Genomic DNA, 15600 nt, shown 5'->3' on the forward strand with positions numbered 1-15600 from the left:
TTACCTTAGCTTCAGAGTCGCTAACCCGATAAGCACCAGAATCAGAGACAGAATCCAGAATCTTACGATGACTCTGGGTTCCGGCCAGCCTTTAAGTTCATAATGGTGGTGAATGGGCGCCATCCTGAAAACACGTTTACCCCGCATTTTATAGGAGCCCACCTGCAGCATGACGGACAGTGTCTCAACAACAAAAACCCCGCCCATAATAAAAAGTACCAGTTCCTGGCGTACCAGAACGGCGATAACACCCAGCGCTGCACCTAGTGCCAGGGAGCCAACATCGCCCATAAAAACCTGTGCCGGATAGGTGTTAAACCATAAAAAGCCGAGACCAGCCCCAGTTAAAGCTGCACAGACTACCGTCAGCTCTGCGGCTTCCGGAATATAAGGAATTTGCAGATAAGCAGAGAAATTAACGTGCCCGGTGACATAAGCAAAAACACCTAAAGCGCCCGCGACCATAACCGTTGGCATGATGGCCAGCCCATCCAGGCCATCAGTCAGGTTGACCGCATTACTGGTGCCAACAATGACAAAATAAGCCAGCAGAATATAAAACGCGCCCAGCTGCGGCACCACGTCCTTGAAGAACGGAATTAACAGCGCCGTTTCTGCAGGTTGTCCGGCACTGTAAAACAAATAAACGGCGACCGTGGCGGCAATTAAAGACTGCCAGAAGTACTTCCAGCGCGCCGGCAAACCACCAGCGTCTTTGCGTACAACCTTGCGATAGTCATCAATGAAACCAACCAGCCCAAAACCACCAATGATGATCAGCGTCACCCATACATAGCGGTTGCTCAAATCAGCCCACAACAGAACCGAAATAAACACGGACATAAGAATCAGCAAGCCACCCATAGTTGGAGTGCCTGATTTGCTTAAATGGCTTTGCGGTCCGTCATCGCGTACGGTTTGCCCTATTTGCAGCCGGCGCAAAGCACGAATAACGTGCGGGCCCAGCCACATAGAAAGGAACAATGCGGTCAATACACCAAGAATAACGCGCATGGTCAGGTACTGAACCACATTTAAACCGGTAATATAAAGTTGCAGGTATTCTGCCAGCCAGACTAACATGCAGCACGCCCCTGCTGATTATCGTCAGCCGCCATTTGCATCAGGGCCTCTACGACCTGTTCCATACGCGCACTGCGCGAACCTTTCACCAGAATAGTCAGCTCTTCTTTTTCGTTCTGCATAATCGCAGACAGCGCTGCTAATAATTCACTGCGGTTATTAAAGTGCTGGCCGCCGTGGCCATTGAAAACCTGGCTGGCACTCTGACTTAAGACCCCCAGCGTGAACAGGTTATCAATAGCAACCTCGACAGCATGAGCGCCCACTTCTTCATGATAAGCGCGGGCATGAGCACCCAGCTCGCCCATGTCTCCCAACACCATCACCCGGTAGCCAGGAAAAGTTGCCAGTACGTCCAGTGCCGCTTTCGCTGACGCTACGTTGGCATTATAAGTATCATCAATAATGCGTAACCCGGCGCCAGGCTCTTTTATATTCATGCGTCCTGGCACCGCGTTGAGCGCACCAAGGCCCTGAGCGATGTCTTTCAGAGACACACCTAACTCGATGCATAGAGACGCAGCAGCCAGAGCATTAGACACATTGTGCCGACCCGGCAAAGGTAATTGCACCGCTACCGACTGACCGCCCGCACAAAGACTAAAGCGGACGCAGCCATGCTCGTCGGAGGTTATATCTTTAGCTCGTACATCAGCGTTCGCCGCTTCAGTGGAAAATACCCGGTGCTGGCGTTTTGCAAATTCACGCATCCAGTAATCATGAAAGTCTGAATCGGCATTGGTAATAATTACGCCGTCTTCAGAAAGGCCTTTAGCAATTTCTGTTTTTGCCCGGGCCACACCCCATATATCACCAAACCCTTCTACATGGGCTGGCGATACGTTATTAATCAAAGCAACATCCGGTTGCACCAGACCTGTGGTGTAGGCAATTTCACCGCGATGGTTCGCGCCCAGTTCAATAACCGCGTATTCATGTTGTTCAGTAAGATTGAGTAAGGTCAGAGGTACGCCAATATCATTGTTGAAGTTACCTTGTGTCGAGAGCACTTCGCCTTGCTGACGTAAAATAGTCGCGACCATTTCCTTCACTGTGGTTTTACCACTACTGCCCGTGATAGCGACTGTTTTCAACTTAAGTTTTGTTTTTACACCTCGCGCCAGCAAGCCCAACGCGTAACGTGTATCGGCAACCATGATCTGAGCACATTCACACTGCAGAGGCCGACTGCTTATTACGGCGACAGCTCCGGCTGCTATAGCCTGATCCACATAATCGTGACCGTCGAAATTAGGCCCCCGGATAGCAATAAAAAGATCGCCAGACTGCACTTTACGGCTGTCGATAGTAACCCCGGATACATCCAGGTTCTCTCCTATCAACTGGCCATGCACCTGTTCGGTGATCCAGTTCAAGTCAACTTTAATCATACGCAGCGTCCCCCATAAACGCGGCAACCACAGCTCTTTCGTTATAATTTAATGTCTGTGTCCCTACTACCTGATAATCTTCATGGCCTTTACCAGCCATAACTATTACATCATCCGGACCGGCATTTTGCATGCTTTCCAGAACCGCCTCTTTTCGTCCCGGGCGTTGAATAATTCGTGCTTTGCCAGTTGCTCCGCTGACAATGTCCGCCATAATATCTAAGGCTGGTTCGGTACGCGGATTATCGTCCGTAACAACTACTATATCAGCAAGCTGGCTGGCAACATTACCCATTTGTGGCCGCTTACCACGATCCCGATCACCCCCACAGCCAAATACACACCACAGGTTTCCCTTGCAGTGTCTTCTGGCAGCTTTTAATACCTGCTGCAGAGCATCCGGTGTATGGGCATAATCGACAATCACTAACGGCCCCTGGTTTTTACGGAACATTTCCATGCGCCCAGCCACGGCACGAACCTCAGCCATGGCTTCAGCGACCTGTTGCAGGCTGTATCCGGACACCAGTACTACCAATGCCGCTGCAAGCAAATTAGAGACATTAAAGTCGCCCAGTAAAATGCTGCGCACACTATGGCTATTACCCTGCCAATGCAACTCAAAGTCAGCGCCCGCCGCATGAAATTTCATATCCGAAGCAACCAGTGTGTCTGGTTCACTTATAAGGTCAGAATTAAGACTAAAGCGATAATGATTATCTGCCTTAGTGTACCAACCGGAGACCAGCTTATCATCGGCGTTGAAAATGCGACAACGCGCCGGATAAGAAACAAAGAGATCACGCTTACTGGCCGCGTAAGAGTCCATCGACCCATGATAATCTAAATGATCGCGGCTTACATTGCTGGCGACTACGGCGTCAAAACTGAGCGCATTCACCCGGCCCTGCACCAACGCATGAGAAGATACTTCCATAGCCACTCGCTGCGCACCTTCTGCAGCCAGTGAGGCAAGGCGCTGCTGCACGGTACAGGCGTCTGGTGTGGTGTTTTTTTCTGCTAACAGCTGATTAATAAAACCACTCCCCAGCGTACCCATGACTGCAGTTTTCTGGCCAACCTGAGCAAACAGTTGCGCCACCAGGTTAGTGATTGTGGTTTTACCGTTTGTTCCCGTTACACCAACCAGTTTTAACTGCTTATCCGGGTGCTGATAAAAACGTCCGGCAATAGCAGATAACTGCTCTGGCAGTTCAGGAACAGAGACTACCGGAACAGCCCCTCTGAGGTCGACTTTAAAAGTGTTAGCTTGTTGTAAAACTGCGCTGGCGCCAGCTTCTAATGCTGAATTTATAAAGTTACGCCCATCCACCTGATAACCCTTTACCGCAATAAAACAATCGCCAGGAGTAACCTGACGACTATCCAGTTTAAGTCCACTTATCTCAGTGTCTGGTAACTGACCGGTATAGACCGGCAACAGGGATGCTAAATTAGTCATAAGTCCCCCGGAAACCTGCAGCTCGCAGTTCTGTTGGTTCTATATTGTCAGGGGGTACGTTAAGCACCCGCATAGCGCCTTCGGCAATAGTTGAGAACAATGGGGCGGCAACGGTACCGCCATGATAACTATCACCGTCTGGTTCGTTGATCATCACTGCAATAGCAATGCGCGGGTTGCTGACCGGGAGGACACCGGCAAATAAACCTACATATTCGTCGCCGTAACCACCTGGAACCGCTTTTCGTGTAGTACCTGTTTTACCGGCAACCCGATATCCGCGAACTCTTGCCCGCGTACCCGTACCACCTTCTTCAACCACAGCCTCCATCATTTGCAGCACTTCCTTAGTGAGACCCTCAGGAAATACCTGGCGCCCTTCATGAGGCTGCTCCAGAGCCAGAACACTTAGTGGTCGCTGAATACCGCCATTGCCTAAAATGGCATACATCTGCGCCAGCTGTAAGGTAGTAGTACCTAATCCATAACCATAAGAAAATGCTGCTATTTCATGATCAGACCAGCGATTTCTATGTTGCATCTGACCCATGCTTTCGCCAATCAGGTTGACCCCGGTATCAGTACCGAATCCAGCGCCCGCATAAACGGATAACATACCTTCCAGGTCCAACGACAAGGCCAGTTTACTGGTACCCACGTTACTCGACTGAGACAAAATTTCGCGTGGGGTCAATTCGCCTAAGTTACGCAAATCCTGCACCCGGCGTCCACCGATACGTAACCAACCCGGGCTGGTATCTATAATACTGTCATGCTCAATTACGCCCTGCTGCAAGGCTTCCAGTATAATTAATGGTTTTACCGTAGAGCCTGGTTCAAAAGTATCGCTGATCGCCCGGTTGCGCATTTGATGAGGTTTCATCGCCAAACGGTTATTCGGGTTATAAGAAGGGCTGTTAACCATAGCCAGTACTTCACCGGTATGCACATCCAGCACTACCACAGAACCAGAACTGGCTCCATGATAACCAACCATGCGCTTCAGTTCGCGATGGGCCAGCGACTGAATACGTTGATCAATACTAAGTTTTATATTCTGCGGATATTCTGCCTGCAGAGTTTCAAGTTCTTCAATAACACGGCCCTGGCCGTCTTTTCGATAACGACGCTGTCCAGGTGTACCTGTCAGCACACCATCATAAACAGCTTCGACACCGTCCAGCCCCTGACCATCAATATTAGTGACGCCAACCAGGTGAGAAGCGATTTCACCCGTTGGATAAAAGCGCCGGGATTCATTTTTAAGATGGACACCGGGGATACCCAACTGGCGCACATAGTCCGCAACCGCTGGGGTTACCATGCGCTTCAGGTAGACAAAGCGACGTGAAGGGTCAGCCACCCGTCCCCGCAAGTCCTCGACCGGCATATTAAATACTTCAGCCAATGCCTGCCAGCGTCGCTTGTCAGACAAACCGTCGCGCTCATGCATACGCATAGGATCGGCCCAGACAGTCTGTACCGGTACACTCACCGCTAGCTCAGCACCATTACGATCGGTGATATTGCCGCGCTGAACTTCATCATGAGCGACTCGCACGGAACGCAGATCCCCTTCGTGACGCAAGCGGTCCGGTTCTATTACCTGAATAAATGCAGCACGTGCAACCAGCGCGAAAAATACCAGTACGATGCCGCCCAGCAGGGTGTAAAAACGCCACTGAATAGGTTCAGGTCTTAAAATGCGTTGATTGCGTTTTATCGCCATGGCACCAGTACCTCCTGTTCTTCACCCGGACGCTGCATGTTCAGGTCGCGGGTGGCCAGGTGTTCGATACGGCTATGCTCTGCCAACGAGCTTTGTTCAATTACTAAATGACGCCATTCAACATCCAGTTCGTCCCGCGCCTGCAACAAGGTCTCGCGCTCTGCTATCAGTTCACGATTCGCATGGGTCAGGTAAATCACCGCCAGGCTACTTATTAGTACCAGCAAGGCCCAAAAGAGGAGCCCGCGAAAACGTACCAGGTCCTGGTAGATGACACGCAATAAGCTGGAATGCTGAATGGCGCTCATGGCAAACGCTCCGCTATCCGTAGTACCGAACTTCGCGAGCGTGGGTTACGCTGCACTTCGCCTTTTCCAGGTTTAATCGCACGGCTCAAAGGCTTTAAGGTGCAGTCTTTTAGGCGCTCTTCTTCAGTTACCGGTAACCCCGCCGGTGGTTGGGCGCCTTCACTTTCTTTGCGAATAAAACGTTTTACCAGACGATCTTCAAGACTGTGGAAACTAATCACCGCCAAACGGCCGCCGGGAACAAGAATGCCCACTGCAGCCTGTAACGCTGCTTCCGCTTCTTCCAGCTCCTGATTGACATGAATACGAATGGCCTGAAAAACCCGGGTTGCAGGGTGCTTATGTTTTTCTTTAACGGGGCTAACCCGGGCTATCATGCCCGCGAGTTGAGCTGTGCGCGTAAATGGGTTGTCTTTACGATCATGCTCGATCGCACGCGCAATTCGCCGTGCATAACGTTCTTCACCGTAATGTTTAAATACATACACCATGTCATCCATGGAGGCTGTATTAATCCATTCGCTGGCAGATATGCCCTGCTCAGGGTTCATGCGCATGTCCAAAGGACCATCGCGCATAAAACTAAAGCCACGTTCTGCGTCGTCCAGCTGTGGGGAGGAGACGCCAAGATCAAATAATATTCCGTCAACCTGGCCGGTCAATTGTTCGCGTTGCGCGACTTCAGCCAGGGTGGAGAAAGGAGCTTGTATGAAACGAAAATGAGGGTTGTCGGCCAGTTCAGACGCAGCCTGAGCGGCCCGGGGGTCACGATCAAAGGAATATAAACGCCCGCCTGCCCCCAACTGGGACAAAATGGCACGACTGTGCCCACCACGACCAAATGTCGCGTCTATGTAGGTTCCGTCCGGTCGAATTGCTAAGGCCTCAATCGACTCTTCTAGCAACACCGGAACATGTTGTGCTGGCGTTGTTGTCATTATAATGAGAAGTCTTGTAGTCGTTCAGTTTGCGCAGAATCGCCAGCCTGCTCTGCTTCAATGTCTTGCGCAATTTGTTCGTACCAGGTTTCTTCGTCCCAGATTTCGAACTTGTTGAGCTGACCTATGAGCATCACTTTCTTGCTTAAGCTGGCGTGATTCCGCAAAGTTGTCGCTAATAAGACGCGACCGTTTTTGTCCATATCGCAATCATCGGCATGGCCCAGGACCAGGCGTTGCAGACGTCTTTCTGCAGGAACAAAGCTGGATAAACCTGACAACCGTTTCTCAACTACTTTCCAGTCCGGCATCGCATAGAGCAATAAACACGGCTGCTTTGAGTCTATGGTGCAAACCATTTTACCTTCCGCATCGGCAAGCAAAAGGCTACGATACTTGCTCGGTATCGCAATTCGTCCTTTATCGTCCAGGCTGAGCGTTGTTGCACCACGAAACATGATCGTCTCCGGGATCTAATTAGATCCACTTCTCTCCACTTTTCCCCACAGTACTACAGTCTAGGTCTCTGAGATCACTTGTGTCAAGCAAAAAGCGACCAGCTAAACCCTGCCCTTACCTTATTTTTACGGGGCTTGAGCAAGTTCTTATAAAAGTGGGGGACTGTGGGAGAGAACTATTGTTAACAATCTTGCTTGATTTACCTGTATTCATACTCGACTATGAGTAAACAATATCATTGCGTAAGCGACGTCGATGCCGAAAATATCTCGCCATATAAAGATTCCTTTGCTGGTCAGTGGCGTCTTTTTATCTCTCATGTTCATAGTGACTTTTTTGATCCAGGCCGAGCGGGATCGTGTCGCCGAGTCCAGTCGCTTTACCGCATTACAGCAAGTCACCACCATAAGTGCCCGCCTGGAAGGTTTACTCAATGCCAACCTGATCGCCATGCGTGGTCTGCAAGCCGAATTTCTGATTGCTGAAGAAGTACATAATGAGCGCTTTGCCCGACTCACATCGGAGCTGCTTGATCAGGATCTACATACCATGCATGTAGCGATCGCCCCTGACCTGGTTATTTCGCATGTTTACCCGCTAGAGGATAACGAATCCATCATAGGTACTGATTACCGGAATATTCCCGATCAATACCAGTCTGTATCCGAAGCCATGCAGAACCAACGCATTGTTATCAACGGTCCGCTGGATTTAATGCAGGGAGGCAATGCGCTGATCGCGAGAATCCCAGTGATCAGAAACGACGGTTCCGAGTGGGGCGTTATTTCGCAGGTTATTGATTACCAACGTCTGTTACAGGATGCTGGTTTTACTCGGGCAAATGATCTGCAACTGGCGCTGCGACGCTACGATGAACGCGTTGATAGCAGTATCACTATAGCGGGTGCAGAAGAAGTCTGGCAGAAGGATCATCTGGTGGTCGACCTGGATCTACCTTCAGGAAGCTGGCAACTAGCTGCGATTCCAGCATCCGGCCAATGGGTAAGCGGGCAATCAGCCTATGCAACCGCCTGGCTATCAGGCTTTATTGTAGCGGTAGTACTCAGCTGGCTGGTTGCCAGCCTGCTCAATAGCCATCGTCGCCTGGCAAGGGCGTTCGCAACCATTAGTCATCAGGCAAGATTTGACCCGTTGACCCAGCTAGTGAACCGCAATTATTTTCGTCAATTACTGGATGCCCACATTGCCTCCTGTAAAAGGCGTGAAGCTCGCTTTGCCATGCTATTCATTGATTTAGACCACTTTAAAGAAGTCAATGATAGCCTGGGTCACGACGCTGGCGACCAGCTTCTGCAGTCTGTCGCCGAAGTATTAGGTGTTAATACCCGTGTTGATGACCTTATTGCCCGACTGGGTGGCGATGAATTCGTGGTTCTGCTCAAGGATATAGACCACCCGGCCACAGCAGAACTATTAGCTGACAAGCTGCTGGAAAGTCTTATGCAACCATTGCAGCTAAAAGAGCAAGAGATCACAACAGAAGCCAGCATTGGTATCGCTATGTTTCCCGAAGATGGCCGCTATGCTGCTGATCTCCTAAAACATGCTGATTTAGCCATGTATGCTTCGAAAAAAGCCGGGCGCGGTACTATTTCATTTTTCAGTGAGCAGATGCGAAAACAGGCAAATAGCAATCTGACCCTGCATCACGCCATGCAGGTGGGTTTGCAACAGGGGCAGTTTTATCTGGTATACCAGCCAATTATAGAAGCCAGCAGCGGAGAATGCCGTCATGTCGAAGCATTAATGCGTTGGCAACACCCTGAGCGCGAACTTATCAGCCCAGTTGAATTTATTCCGGTTGCTGAGCGTAGTGGCCTGATTCGGCAATTAGGGGAATTCGCCCTGCAGCAAAGTTGCAGCGACTTAGACTGGTTTCAACGGCAGGAATTGTCTTTGCATATTTCAATTAACCGTTCGTCAAAAGAGTTTCACGATGAAAAAGTAGTCAAACAATGGCTGGATATTATTCATCAGCACGGCCAGCAACCCGGTTCTTTAACGATGGAGATCACTGAGTCCGTATTAATGCCGGATCGAGAGCGCCAACATCATATTCTGCGTCAGCTACATACCGCAGGCATCACCTTCGCCATTGATGACTTTGGCACCGGTTATTCATCAGTTAACTATTTACGCCAGTTTCCTATTCAAACGTTAAAAATAGACCGCAGCTTCATTGATGAATTAACTATGGTTGCCGCGCTGGTACAAATGGCCAAAGCTTTGAACTTAATCACTATCGCGGAAGGAGTTGAAACTGCGACTCAGGCTCAGCAGCTACGCGAACTGGGTGTGGATTATCTGCAGGGATTCTACTTCAGTAAACCTCTGCGAAAAGAAGACATGGTGAAATTCATTCATGCCCGTAAAAAAGGTGGAGTCAGCCATTAAGCCGGGTTCTGTCGTGGACAATCATTCGTCTAGGACTACAGTCGCCCATAGTCTCAAGCAACCTACCCGGATCCGAGGCGGGCCACCCCAAGGATCCCTATTTGGTCTTGCTCCGGGTGGAGTTTACCTTGCCATGAACTGTTACCAGCCATGCGGTGCGCTCTTACCGCACCCTTTCACCCTTACCTGATCCCACTCATTCTTACGAACAAACGGGCCATCGGCGGTTTCCTCTCTGCTGCACTTGTCGTCGGCTCGCGCCGCCCAGGCGTTACCTGGCACCCTGCCCTTCGGAGCCCGGACTTTCCTCCCCCCGCCGAAGCGGGCAGCGATTGTCTTGGCTGACTCCGGCGGCTATTGTACGCGGCGGTAGTAAGCAGTCAATCTATTCCTCATCCGAATTCCAGGTCAGTGCCAATTGATAAAGTTTATTTTTACGCAAGCCATAATGAGTGGCGACCAGAGCGGCCGCTTTTTTCACTGGCAAGTGTTCGGACAACTCTTTTAATAGTTGTGCCGCGGCTGTAGGTATAGCGTCTGGATCCACCTCAAAACCTTTGATCATCAGCACGATTTCGCCACGCTGTTGATTGCTGTCAGTTTCGACTTTTGCAATCACTTCACTCACAGGCCCACTTAAGAAGGTTTCAAACTGCTTGGTCAATTCGCGGGCAATGACAACTTCACGCTCTGCGCCCATGACCGCCTGAATCGATTTCAGGCTATCCAGCACACGACGTGGTGACTCATATAACAAAATGGTGCCTGTTTCATTCTGCAAAGCCCGTAAAAAAGTTTCCCGGGCGCTGTTTTTAGCCGGTGAAAAACCCGCGAACAGAAACCTGTCTGTCGGTAACCCAGCGGCCGACAATGCCGCAATAGCAGCACAGGGTCCTGGCAAAGGTACCACTTGCGCCCCCTCTTCACGACAGGCGCGAACCAACGGAAATCCGGGATCGCTGATAAGCGGGGTGCCGGCGTCACTAATTAACGCAATCTTTTCACCTGCCTTTAATAGCTTCAGAATATACTCAATGCGCTGTCTTTCATTATGCTCATGCAACGCACTCAACGGCTTCTGAATGCCGTGATGTTGCAGCAATCCCTGGCTATGTCGGGTATCTTCGGCGACAATTCGATCAACGGACTGCAGCACTTCGATAGCGCGCAAAGTAATGTCAGCGAGATTTCCAATCGGAGTTGGAACAATATAAAGCGTGCCAGCTTGCAGCATAATTTGACCTTAGATTGTGTCCCCGCCTTCTGGCGTTTATAGTATGGACACGTAGATTAAGCAGAGTGTTTATTGTGCCAAAGAAGTTACTGGCCTGCATGGCTATTTTAATATTAAGCGCCTGTGGTAGCCAACCCGAGTCGCCCACTGATGATCCCGAAGCTACTCTTCCTGTGGCACCCGAACTCTTGCCTGCGGATTCTCCAGACCCTGACCACTGGTTACAACAAGCTCGTCAGGCTGATCGCATCGCGGACCGTGAAGCTGCGCTGGTACATGCAGCGGCAGCTTTCTTTGAAAATGAACAGTGGCGACATGGTGGTGTCGTATTAAGTCAGGTAGACACTCTGTCGTTAAGTAATCAGGACCTGCTGCATTATCGTTTGCAACGCGCCCGTCTGCAGATTCATTTTCAGCAGTGGGAAGAAGCCATTAATTCGCTGAGCGATATAGAACAACGCCTGCGTCAGCGCGAACAGCGACAGCTGGCTATGCAACTCCGCTATCAGGCTTATGCTGGGCAACAGCGCTACCTCAGTGCTGCTCGCCAGTTGGTTGAACTGCAACGCTACGACGACAATGATTACAGTCAATTAATCTGGAATAACCTGACACAGGTACCTGCCGATTACTGGCGCCAGGCCGTGCGCGAGCCCGATGAACAGATGCGCGGCTGGACCAGCCTGCTTACCCGCATCACGCAAGCGCTGGATCATAGAGAACCTGTAGCCGAAGCCCTGCAACGCTGGCAGAACAACTTTCACCGGCATCCGGCGAACACGCAAGTCAGCAATCTTCTGGAGCATCACTCCTGGTTACAGGAACAACCACGTCGTATTGCTGTACTACTCCCTTTATCTGGCCAGTTTGCCAGCCAGGGCACTGCGGTTCGTGACGGTATACTGGCCGCATTAAGTAATGAACGTGATGAAGATGTCTTTTTCATTAATACCCAGGTAACCGATCCTGATGTTATCCAGCAAAAACTTTACGATGAAAATATTGAAGCTGTCATAGGCCCCTTAGATCGCGAATATTCTGAACGTCTGGCGGCTACTTTTAATGCTCACGACGAACCTCGCCCGTGGGTTCATATCTGGCTTAACCAACCACCATCTGATTACCAGCCTGCCGGCGATACCTTTTTTGCACTGGATGTAGATACCGAGGTACAGATGGCTACCGGCCACCTGCGTCAAAAAGGCTATCAGCAGGTATTAATTCTGGGGCCGGATACTCAACGTGGACGCCAACTCAGCGGCCAGTTCGAACAACAGTGGCGCGACTACTTCGGAAACCACAGTACACGTGTAGGTCTGTACAGCTCCAGCACAGATATTCGCGACATTGTAGAAGAACGTCTGCACGTTACCGCGAGTAAACAACGTATTGCATTGATAGAGCGCACAGGCGGTGACAAAGAGATTGAATCTGAAGCCCGTAGCCGCAATGACCTGGATGCTATTTTTCTGGTGGGCGATGCGACTCAGGCGCGATTACTGAAACCTTTCATAGATATGAGCATCAGTGCCTTTGCGCAAACCATTCCGGTGTATGCCACTTCTTCAGTGCACGAGCAAACCCAGGGCCGTAGCGAAAATGATTTAGACGGTATTACTTTTTCTGAAGCACCCTGGCTACTGCCAGCACACGATTCAGAATATTTATTTAAACGTTTTGCTGAGCTGCGTTCAAACTGGACGCCTTCAACCCAACGACTGATTGCTATGGGTTATGACAGTATGTTTTTGTTACCACGTTTAACCAGTATGAACTGGTTTCCTGGCTACAATCACGCTGGTTTAACTGGGCAATTGCGGATTCAGCAACATTCAGTGGTACGGGAGCTGGATTGGGCTACCTTTGATCAACATCAGATCAAGCTGGAGCCTGCCAATGAACACGAGGTCAACTGGGACTTTTTATGAAAATAAAGCAGAAAGTTACCTGTGCCGTCAGGGGCTGACGCTGGTAGAACGCAACTTTCGCCTGAGTGGTGGCGAAATAGATTTAATTATGCGGGATCAGGAGTTCTGGGTGTTTGTGGAAGTAAAATACCGCGCTGACAGCAGCACTGAACATCCGCTGGGGCAGATCCGTCACACTCAGCTAAGCCGAATTAAACGCAGCGCTAAAGTTTACCTTTATTCAAAAGGCCTATCCGAGTATCTTACGCCCTGTCGGTTTGATGTAGTCGCTATCACCGCGTATCCCGCCGATATTATCTGGCTACCAAATGCGTTTTAACCCAATCAGGAAGTAAGCATGCAGGACTTATTGAAAAGCTACTACAGCGAAAGTATTCAAATTCAGGTTGCCGCTTCAGACAGTTTGCGGGACGTTCTGGTTCGCGCCACCGAGTTACTGGTAAACAGCCTTCTTGCTGGCCAGCGTGTATTCAGTTGTGGCGATGGCCAAAGCCTTCTGGTGGCCAACCATTTTGCGGATCTTTTATTGCAGGGCTCGGAGCTTGAACGCCCGCCCTTTCCAGCACTCGCATTAGGTGCCAGTCCCAGCCAGACATCGCAACTTGAATGCATATCCCGCCAGGTGACAGCAATTGGCAGCCAGGGTGACATTCTCGTAGCCTTTATCAGTGAAGAGCACTCAGAACGCGTTCACCAGGCTATGGAAGCCGCGCTTTCCCGGGAAATGACCATTATTGCTATTACCGGAACTGAATCCGGCGAAGCAACCGGTCTGCTGGGCCCTGAGGATGTTGAAATACAAATCCCGGCGACAAACCCGGCACGTATTACCGAACAACAGCTTTTCATCAGCCATTTGTTATGCAATCTGATTGAACAACAGATATTTGGAGGCCACAGCTAATGCTGCGTATTTTCTTTGTACTACTTGTAACTATGCCGCTTCTCAGTGGTTGTGCTGCCGTGGTAGTTGGTGGCGCTGTAGGCGCTGCTGTGGTTGCCAGTGACGGTCGCGGCGTAGGCACTCAGGTTGATGACCGGGGGCTTAGTATCAGAGCACAGGCTGCTATTGCGGATATTAAAGAGCTCGAAGCACAGCGGGTAAAGATATTGGCTTACAATGGCAATGTATTGCTTTACGGCCAGGTAGCCCAATCACGCCAGCGCGACATGGCGGCCCGGGCATTGCGCAACGTATCTGGGGTAAACAACATTTACAACCAACTCAGAATCGACGATGTTGCGTCACTTGGACAACGCACCCGCGACTCCATATTAACCAGCAGAGTACACACAGCATTATTCACCGAACGGGACTTCGATACCTCGGCGGTTAAAGTGATCAGCGAAAATAATGAAGTCTTCTTAATTGGGATTTTAGATAGAGAAACCGCCCAGGCCGTGATTGATATAGTCCGTAATATCAACGGCGTTGAGCGGGTGATCAATGTTATGCAGATAAACTAAGAAAGGTTATTTTACGACCCGCAAATTAGGTTTACCTTTGCTTTTTGACGGTTCATCGGCACCGCTATCGTCATCCTGCACAGAGTACAGTTCTGCACTCTCGCGGCTTTCCACTTCGCCCTGAAATTCCAGGTCATGCTCAGAATGCGGGTCGAGACCAGGTTCCGGTTCAAAGATAGTACCCGCACCATTTTCCCGGGCATAGATCGCCATTACTGCCGCGATAGGTACCCATATTCGCTGTGGTACGCCACCAAAACGAGCTTCAAAACTAATCTGTTCCAGGTCCATGGAAAAGTTAACCACGGCTCCCGGATGTACATTAAGTATGATCTGACCGTCCTGAACATGTTCCTGCGGCACTTCGACTGACGCATTGGTGGTGTCTACCACCAGGTGCGGCGTCATCTGATTATCCACCAGCCAGTCATACATAGCGCGCACCAGATAAGGGCGCTTTGGAGACATTTTGATATCCATGCGATCTCCCATGCTTATTTCATATGCGCGAGTTCACGCTCGGCTTCTGTTAGCGATTTCTGGAAGGAATCACGTTCAAATAAACGTACCATATAGCGTTTGATTTCTTTCGCCGCTGGTCCTTCCAACTCAATTTTATATTGTGGCAAACGCCACAATAACGGAGCAAGATAACAATCGACCAGGCTAAATTCTTCACTCATAAAGTAATCATTTTCAGCAAACAGCGGAGACAGTGCTAATAAACCTTCACTCAGCTCCTGACGAGCCTGATTCGCTTCTTTGTTGGTGCCTTTCAGAATGCTACTTGCCAGTGAATACCAGTCGCGCTCGATGCGATACATCATTAAGCGACTGTTGCCCCGGGCAACGGGATAAACAGGCATCAGTGGTGGATGCGGAAAACGTTCATCCAGATATTCCATGATGATTTTTGCGTTGTATAACACAAGCTCACGGTCAACTAGTGTAGGCACTGCGTCCGGATAAGGGTTTAACTGCAGTAGATCTTCAGGTCTGTTATCACCATCTACAAAGCTAATTTCAACACCCACGCCTTTCTCAGCCAGCACAATGCGAGCCTGATGACTGAATAAATCATCTTTACCTGAATACAGGGTCATTACCGAACGTTTATTGGCAGCTACAGCCATGATTTTCTCCAGTTTATGCAAACAGCAAAGGGGGCGAACATCGCCCCCAGTTT

14 protein-coding genes, 1 other RNA gene and 1 pseudogene are annotated in these 15600 nt (G+C 50.0%); 5 read left to right on the top strand and 11 right to left on the bottom strand.

Annotated features, from left to right (window positions below):
• The 7 genes from mraY to mraZ are packed head-to-tail and all read right to left on the bottom strand — an operon-like array spanning position 1 to position 7369.
• Positions 1-1083: a phospho-N-acetylmuramoyl-pentapeptide-transferase gene (mraY, locus tag CWE09_RS07925; protein WP_126803432.1), complete on the bottom strand. Its 1083-nt coding sequence runs from the start codon at positions 1081-1083 to the stop codon at positions 1-3.
• On the bottom strand, positions 1077-2474 hold the full coding sequence (locus tag CWE09_RS07930; protein WP_126803433.1) for a UDP-N-acetylmuramoyl-tripeptide--D-alanyl-D-alanine ligase: 1398 nt from the start codon (positions 2472-2474) through the stop codon (positions 1077-1079). Before CWE09_RS07930 ends, mraY begins: the two co-directional genes overlap by 7 nt.
• Complete coding sequence (gene murE, locus CWE09_RS07935) at positions 2467-3936, bottom strand: UDP-N-acetylmuramoyl-L-alanyl-D-glutamate--2,6-diaminopimelate ligase (protein WP_126803434.1); 1470 nt, start codon at positions 3934-3936, stop codon at positions 2467-2469. The genes CWE09_RS07930 and murE overlap by 8 nt, the downstream gene beginning before the upstream one ends.
• Entirely contained in the window at positions 3929-5665 is a 1737-nt protein-coding gene (locus CWE09_RS07940; RefSeq protein ID WP_126803435.1) for a penicillin-binding transpeptidase domain-containing protein, read from the bottom strand. The genes murE and CWE09_RS07940 overlap by 8 nt, the downstream gene beginning before the upstream one ends.
• Positions 5656-5973 carry a cell division protein FtsL gene (gene ftsL / locus CWE09_RS07945; RefSeq protein WP_126803436.1) on the bottom strand — a complete coding sequence of 106 codons (318 nt, stop codon included), beginning with the start codon at positions 5971-5973 and terminating at the stop codon, positions 5656-5658. The genes CWE09_RS07940 and ftsL overlap by 10 nt, the downstream gene beginning before the upstream one ends.
• Positions 5970-6911 carry a 16S rRNA (cytosine(1402)-N(4))-methyltransferase RsmH gene (gene rsmH / locus CWE09_RS07950; RefSeq protein WP_126803437.1) on the bottom strand — a complete coding sequence of 314 codons (942 nt, stop codon included), beginning with the start codon at positions 6909-6911 and terminating at the stop codon, positions 5970-5972. Before rsmH ends, ftsL begins: the two co-directional genes overlap by 4 nt.
• Entirely contained in the window at positions 6911-7369 is a 459-nt protein-coding gene (gene mraZ, locus CWE09_RS07955) for a division/cell wall cluster transcriptional repressor MraZ (protein ID WP_126803438.1), read from the bottom strand. The genes rsmH and mraZ overlap by 1 nt, the downstream gene beginning before the upstream one ends.
• A gap of 550 nt (positions 7370-7919) precedes the next feature.
• Here mraZ and CWE09_RS14350 point away from each other — a divergent pair.
• Positions 7920-9710 (top strand): annotated as a pseudogene (locus CWE09_RS14350) (bifunctional diguanylate cyclase/phosphodiesterase); the annotation flags it as partial.
• A gap of 56 nt (positions 9711-9766) precedes the next feature.
• Here CWE09_RS14350 and rnpB read toward each other — a convergent pair.
• Positions 9767-10134, bottom strand: an RNA gene (gene rnpB, locus CWE09_RS07970) — RNase P RNA component class A.
• Positions 10135-10170: 36 nt separating this feature from the next.
• A complete protein-coding gene (gene rsmI, locus CWE09_RS07975) occupies positions 10171-11019 on the bottom strand; it encodes a 16S rRNA (cytidine(1402)-2'-O)-methyltransferase (RefSeq protein WP_126803439.1) in 849 nt (282 codons plus the stop codon).
• A 74-nt stretch (positions 11020-11093) separates the two neighbouring features.
• Between rsmI and CWE09_RS07980 the strand changes: the two genes are divergently transcribed.
• The 4 genes from CWE09_RS07980 to CWE09_RS07995 are packed head-to-tail and all read left to right on the top strand — an operon-like array spanning position 11094 to position 14414.
• Positions 11094-12947 (top strand): penicillin-binding protein activator, encoded by a 1854-nt coding sequence (locus tag CWE09_RS07980; RefSeq protein WP_198679672.1) that lies wholly within the window; start codon positions 11094-11096, stop codon positions 12945-12947.
• Positions 12916-13266 (top strand): YraN family protein, encoded by a 351-nt coding sequence (locus CWE09_RS07985; RefSeq protein WP_126803441.1) that lies wholly within the window; start codon positions 12916-12918, stop codon positions 13264-13266. Before CWE09_RS07980 ends, CWE09_RS07985 begins: the two co-directional genes overlap by 32 nt.
• An 18-nt stretch (positions 13267-13284) precedes the next feature.
• A complete protein-coding gene (locus tag CWE09_RS07990) occupies positions 13285-13851 on the top strand; it encodes a D-sedoheptulose-7-phosphate isomerase (RefSeq protein WP_126803442.1) in 567 nt (188 codons plus the stop codon).
• On the top strand, positions 13851-14414 hold the full coding sequence (locus CWE09_RS07995) for a BON domain-containing protein (protein WP_126803443.1): 564 nt from the start codon (positions 13851-13853) through the stop codon (positions 14412-14414). Before CWE09_RS07990 ends, CWE09_RS07995 begins: the two co-directional genes overlap by 1 nt.
• Before the next feature lie 6 nt (positions 14415-14420).
• Here the strand turns inward: CWE09_RS07995 and CWE09_RS08000 are convergent, their stop codons facing one another.
• Positions 14421-14882 (bottom strand): ClpXP protease specificity-enhancing factor, encoded by a 462-nt coding sequence (locus CWE09_RS08000; protein WP_206750297.1) that lies wholly within the window; start codon positions 14880-14882, stop codon positions 14421-14423.
• Positions 14883-14908: 26 nt separating this feature from the next.
• Positions 14909-15547: a stringent starvation protein SspA gene (gene sspA, locus CWE09_RS08005; RefSeq protein WP_126803445.1), complete on the bottom strand. Its 639-nt coding sequence runs from the start codon at positions 15545-15547 to the stop codon at positions 14909-14911.
• Positions 15548-15600 lie beyond the last annotated feature (53 nt).

It is taken from the genome of Aliidiomarina minuta, from assembly GCF_003987145.1.
In the GTDB taxonomy this organism is placed as follows: Bacteria; Pseudomonadota; Gammaproteobacteria; order Enterobacterales; family Alteromonadaceae; genus Aliidiomarina; species Aliidiomarina minuta.

What these genes read in the sequence shown, in the direction of transcription:
- mraY (WP_126803432.1), bottom strand. Translation starts at nt 1,083, where the DNA reads ATGTTAGTCTGGCTGGCAGAATACCTGCAACTTTATATTACCGGTTTA.
- CWE09_RS07930 (WP_126803433.1), bottom strand. Translation starts at nt 2,474, where the DNA reads ATGATTAAAGTTGACTTGAACTGGATCACCGAACAGGTGCATGGCCAG.
- murE (WP_126803434.1), bottom strand. Translation starts at nt 3,936, where the DNA reads ATGACTAATTTAGCATCCCTGTTGCCGGTCTATACCGGTCAGTTACCA.
- CWE09_RS07940 (WP_126803435.1), bottom strand. Translation starts at nt 5,665, where the DNA reads ATGGCGATAAAACGCAATCAACGCATTTTAAGACCTGAACCTATTCAG.
- ftsL (WP_126803436.1), bottom strand. Translation starts at nt 5,973, where the DNA reads ATGAGCGCCATTCAGCATTCCAGCTTATTGCGTGTCATCTACCAGGAC.
- rsmH (WP_126803437.1), bottom strand. Translation starts at nt 6,911, where the DNA reads ATGACAACAACGCCAGCACAACATGTTCCGGTGTTGCTAGAAGAGTCG.
- mraZ (WP_126803438.1), bottom strand. Translation starts at nt 7,369, where the DNA reads ATGTTTCGTGGTGCAACAACGCTCAGCCTGGACGATAAAGGACGAATT.
- rsmI (WP_126803439.1), bottom strand. Translation starts at nt 11,019, where the DNA reads ATGCTGCAAGCTGGCACGCTTTATATTGTTCCAACTCCGATTGGAAAT.
- CWE09_RS07985 (WP_126803441.1), top strand. Translation starts at nt 12,916, where the DNA reads ATGAACACGAGGTCAACTGGGACTTTTTATGAAAATAAAGCAGAAAGT.
- CWE09_RS07990 (WP_126803442.1), top strand. Translation starts at nt 13,285, where the DNA reads ATGCAGGACTTATTGAAAAGCTACTACAGCGAAAGTATTCAAATTCAG.
- CWE09_RS07995 (WP_126803443.1), top strand. Translation starts at nt 13,851, where the DNA reads ATGCTGCGTATTTTCTTTGTACTACTTGTAACTATGCCGCTTCTCAGT.
- CWE09_RS08000 (WP_206750297.1), bottom strand. Translation starts at nt 14,882, where the DNA reads ATGTCTCCAAAGCGCCCTTATCTGGTGCGCGCTATGTATGACTGGCTG.
- sspA (WP_126803445.1), bottom strand. Translation starts at nt 15,547, where the DNA reads ATGGCTGTAGCTGCCAATAAACGTTCGGTAATGACCCTGTATTCAGGT.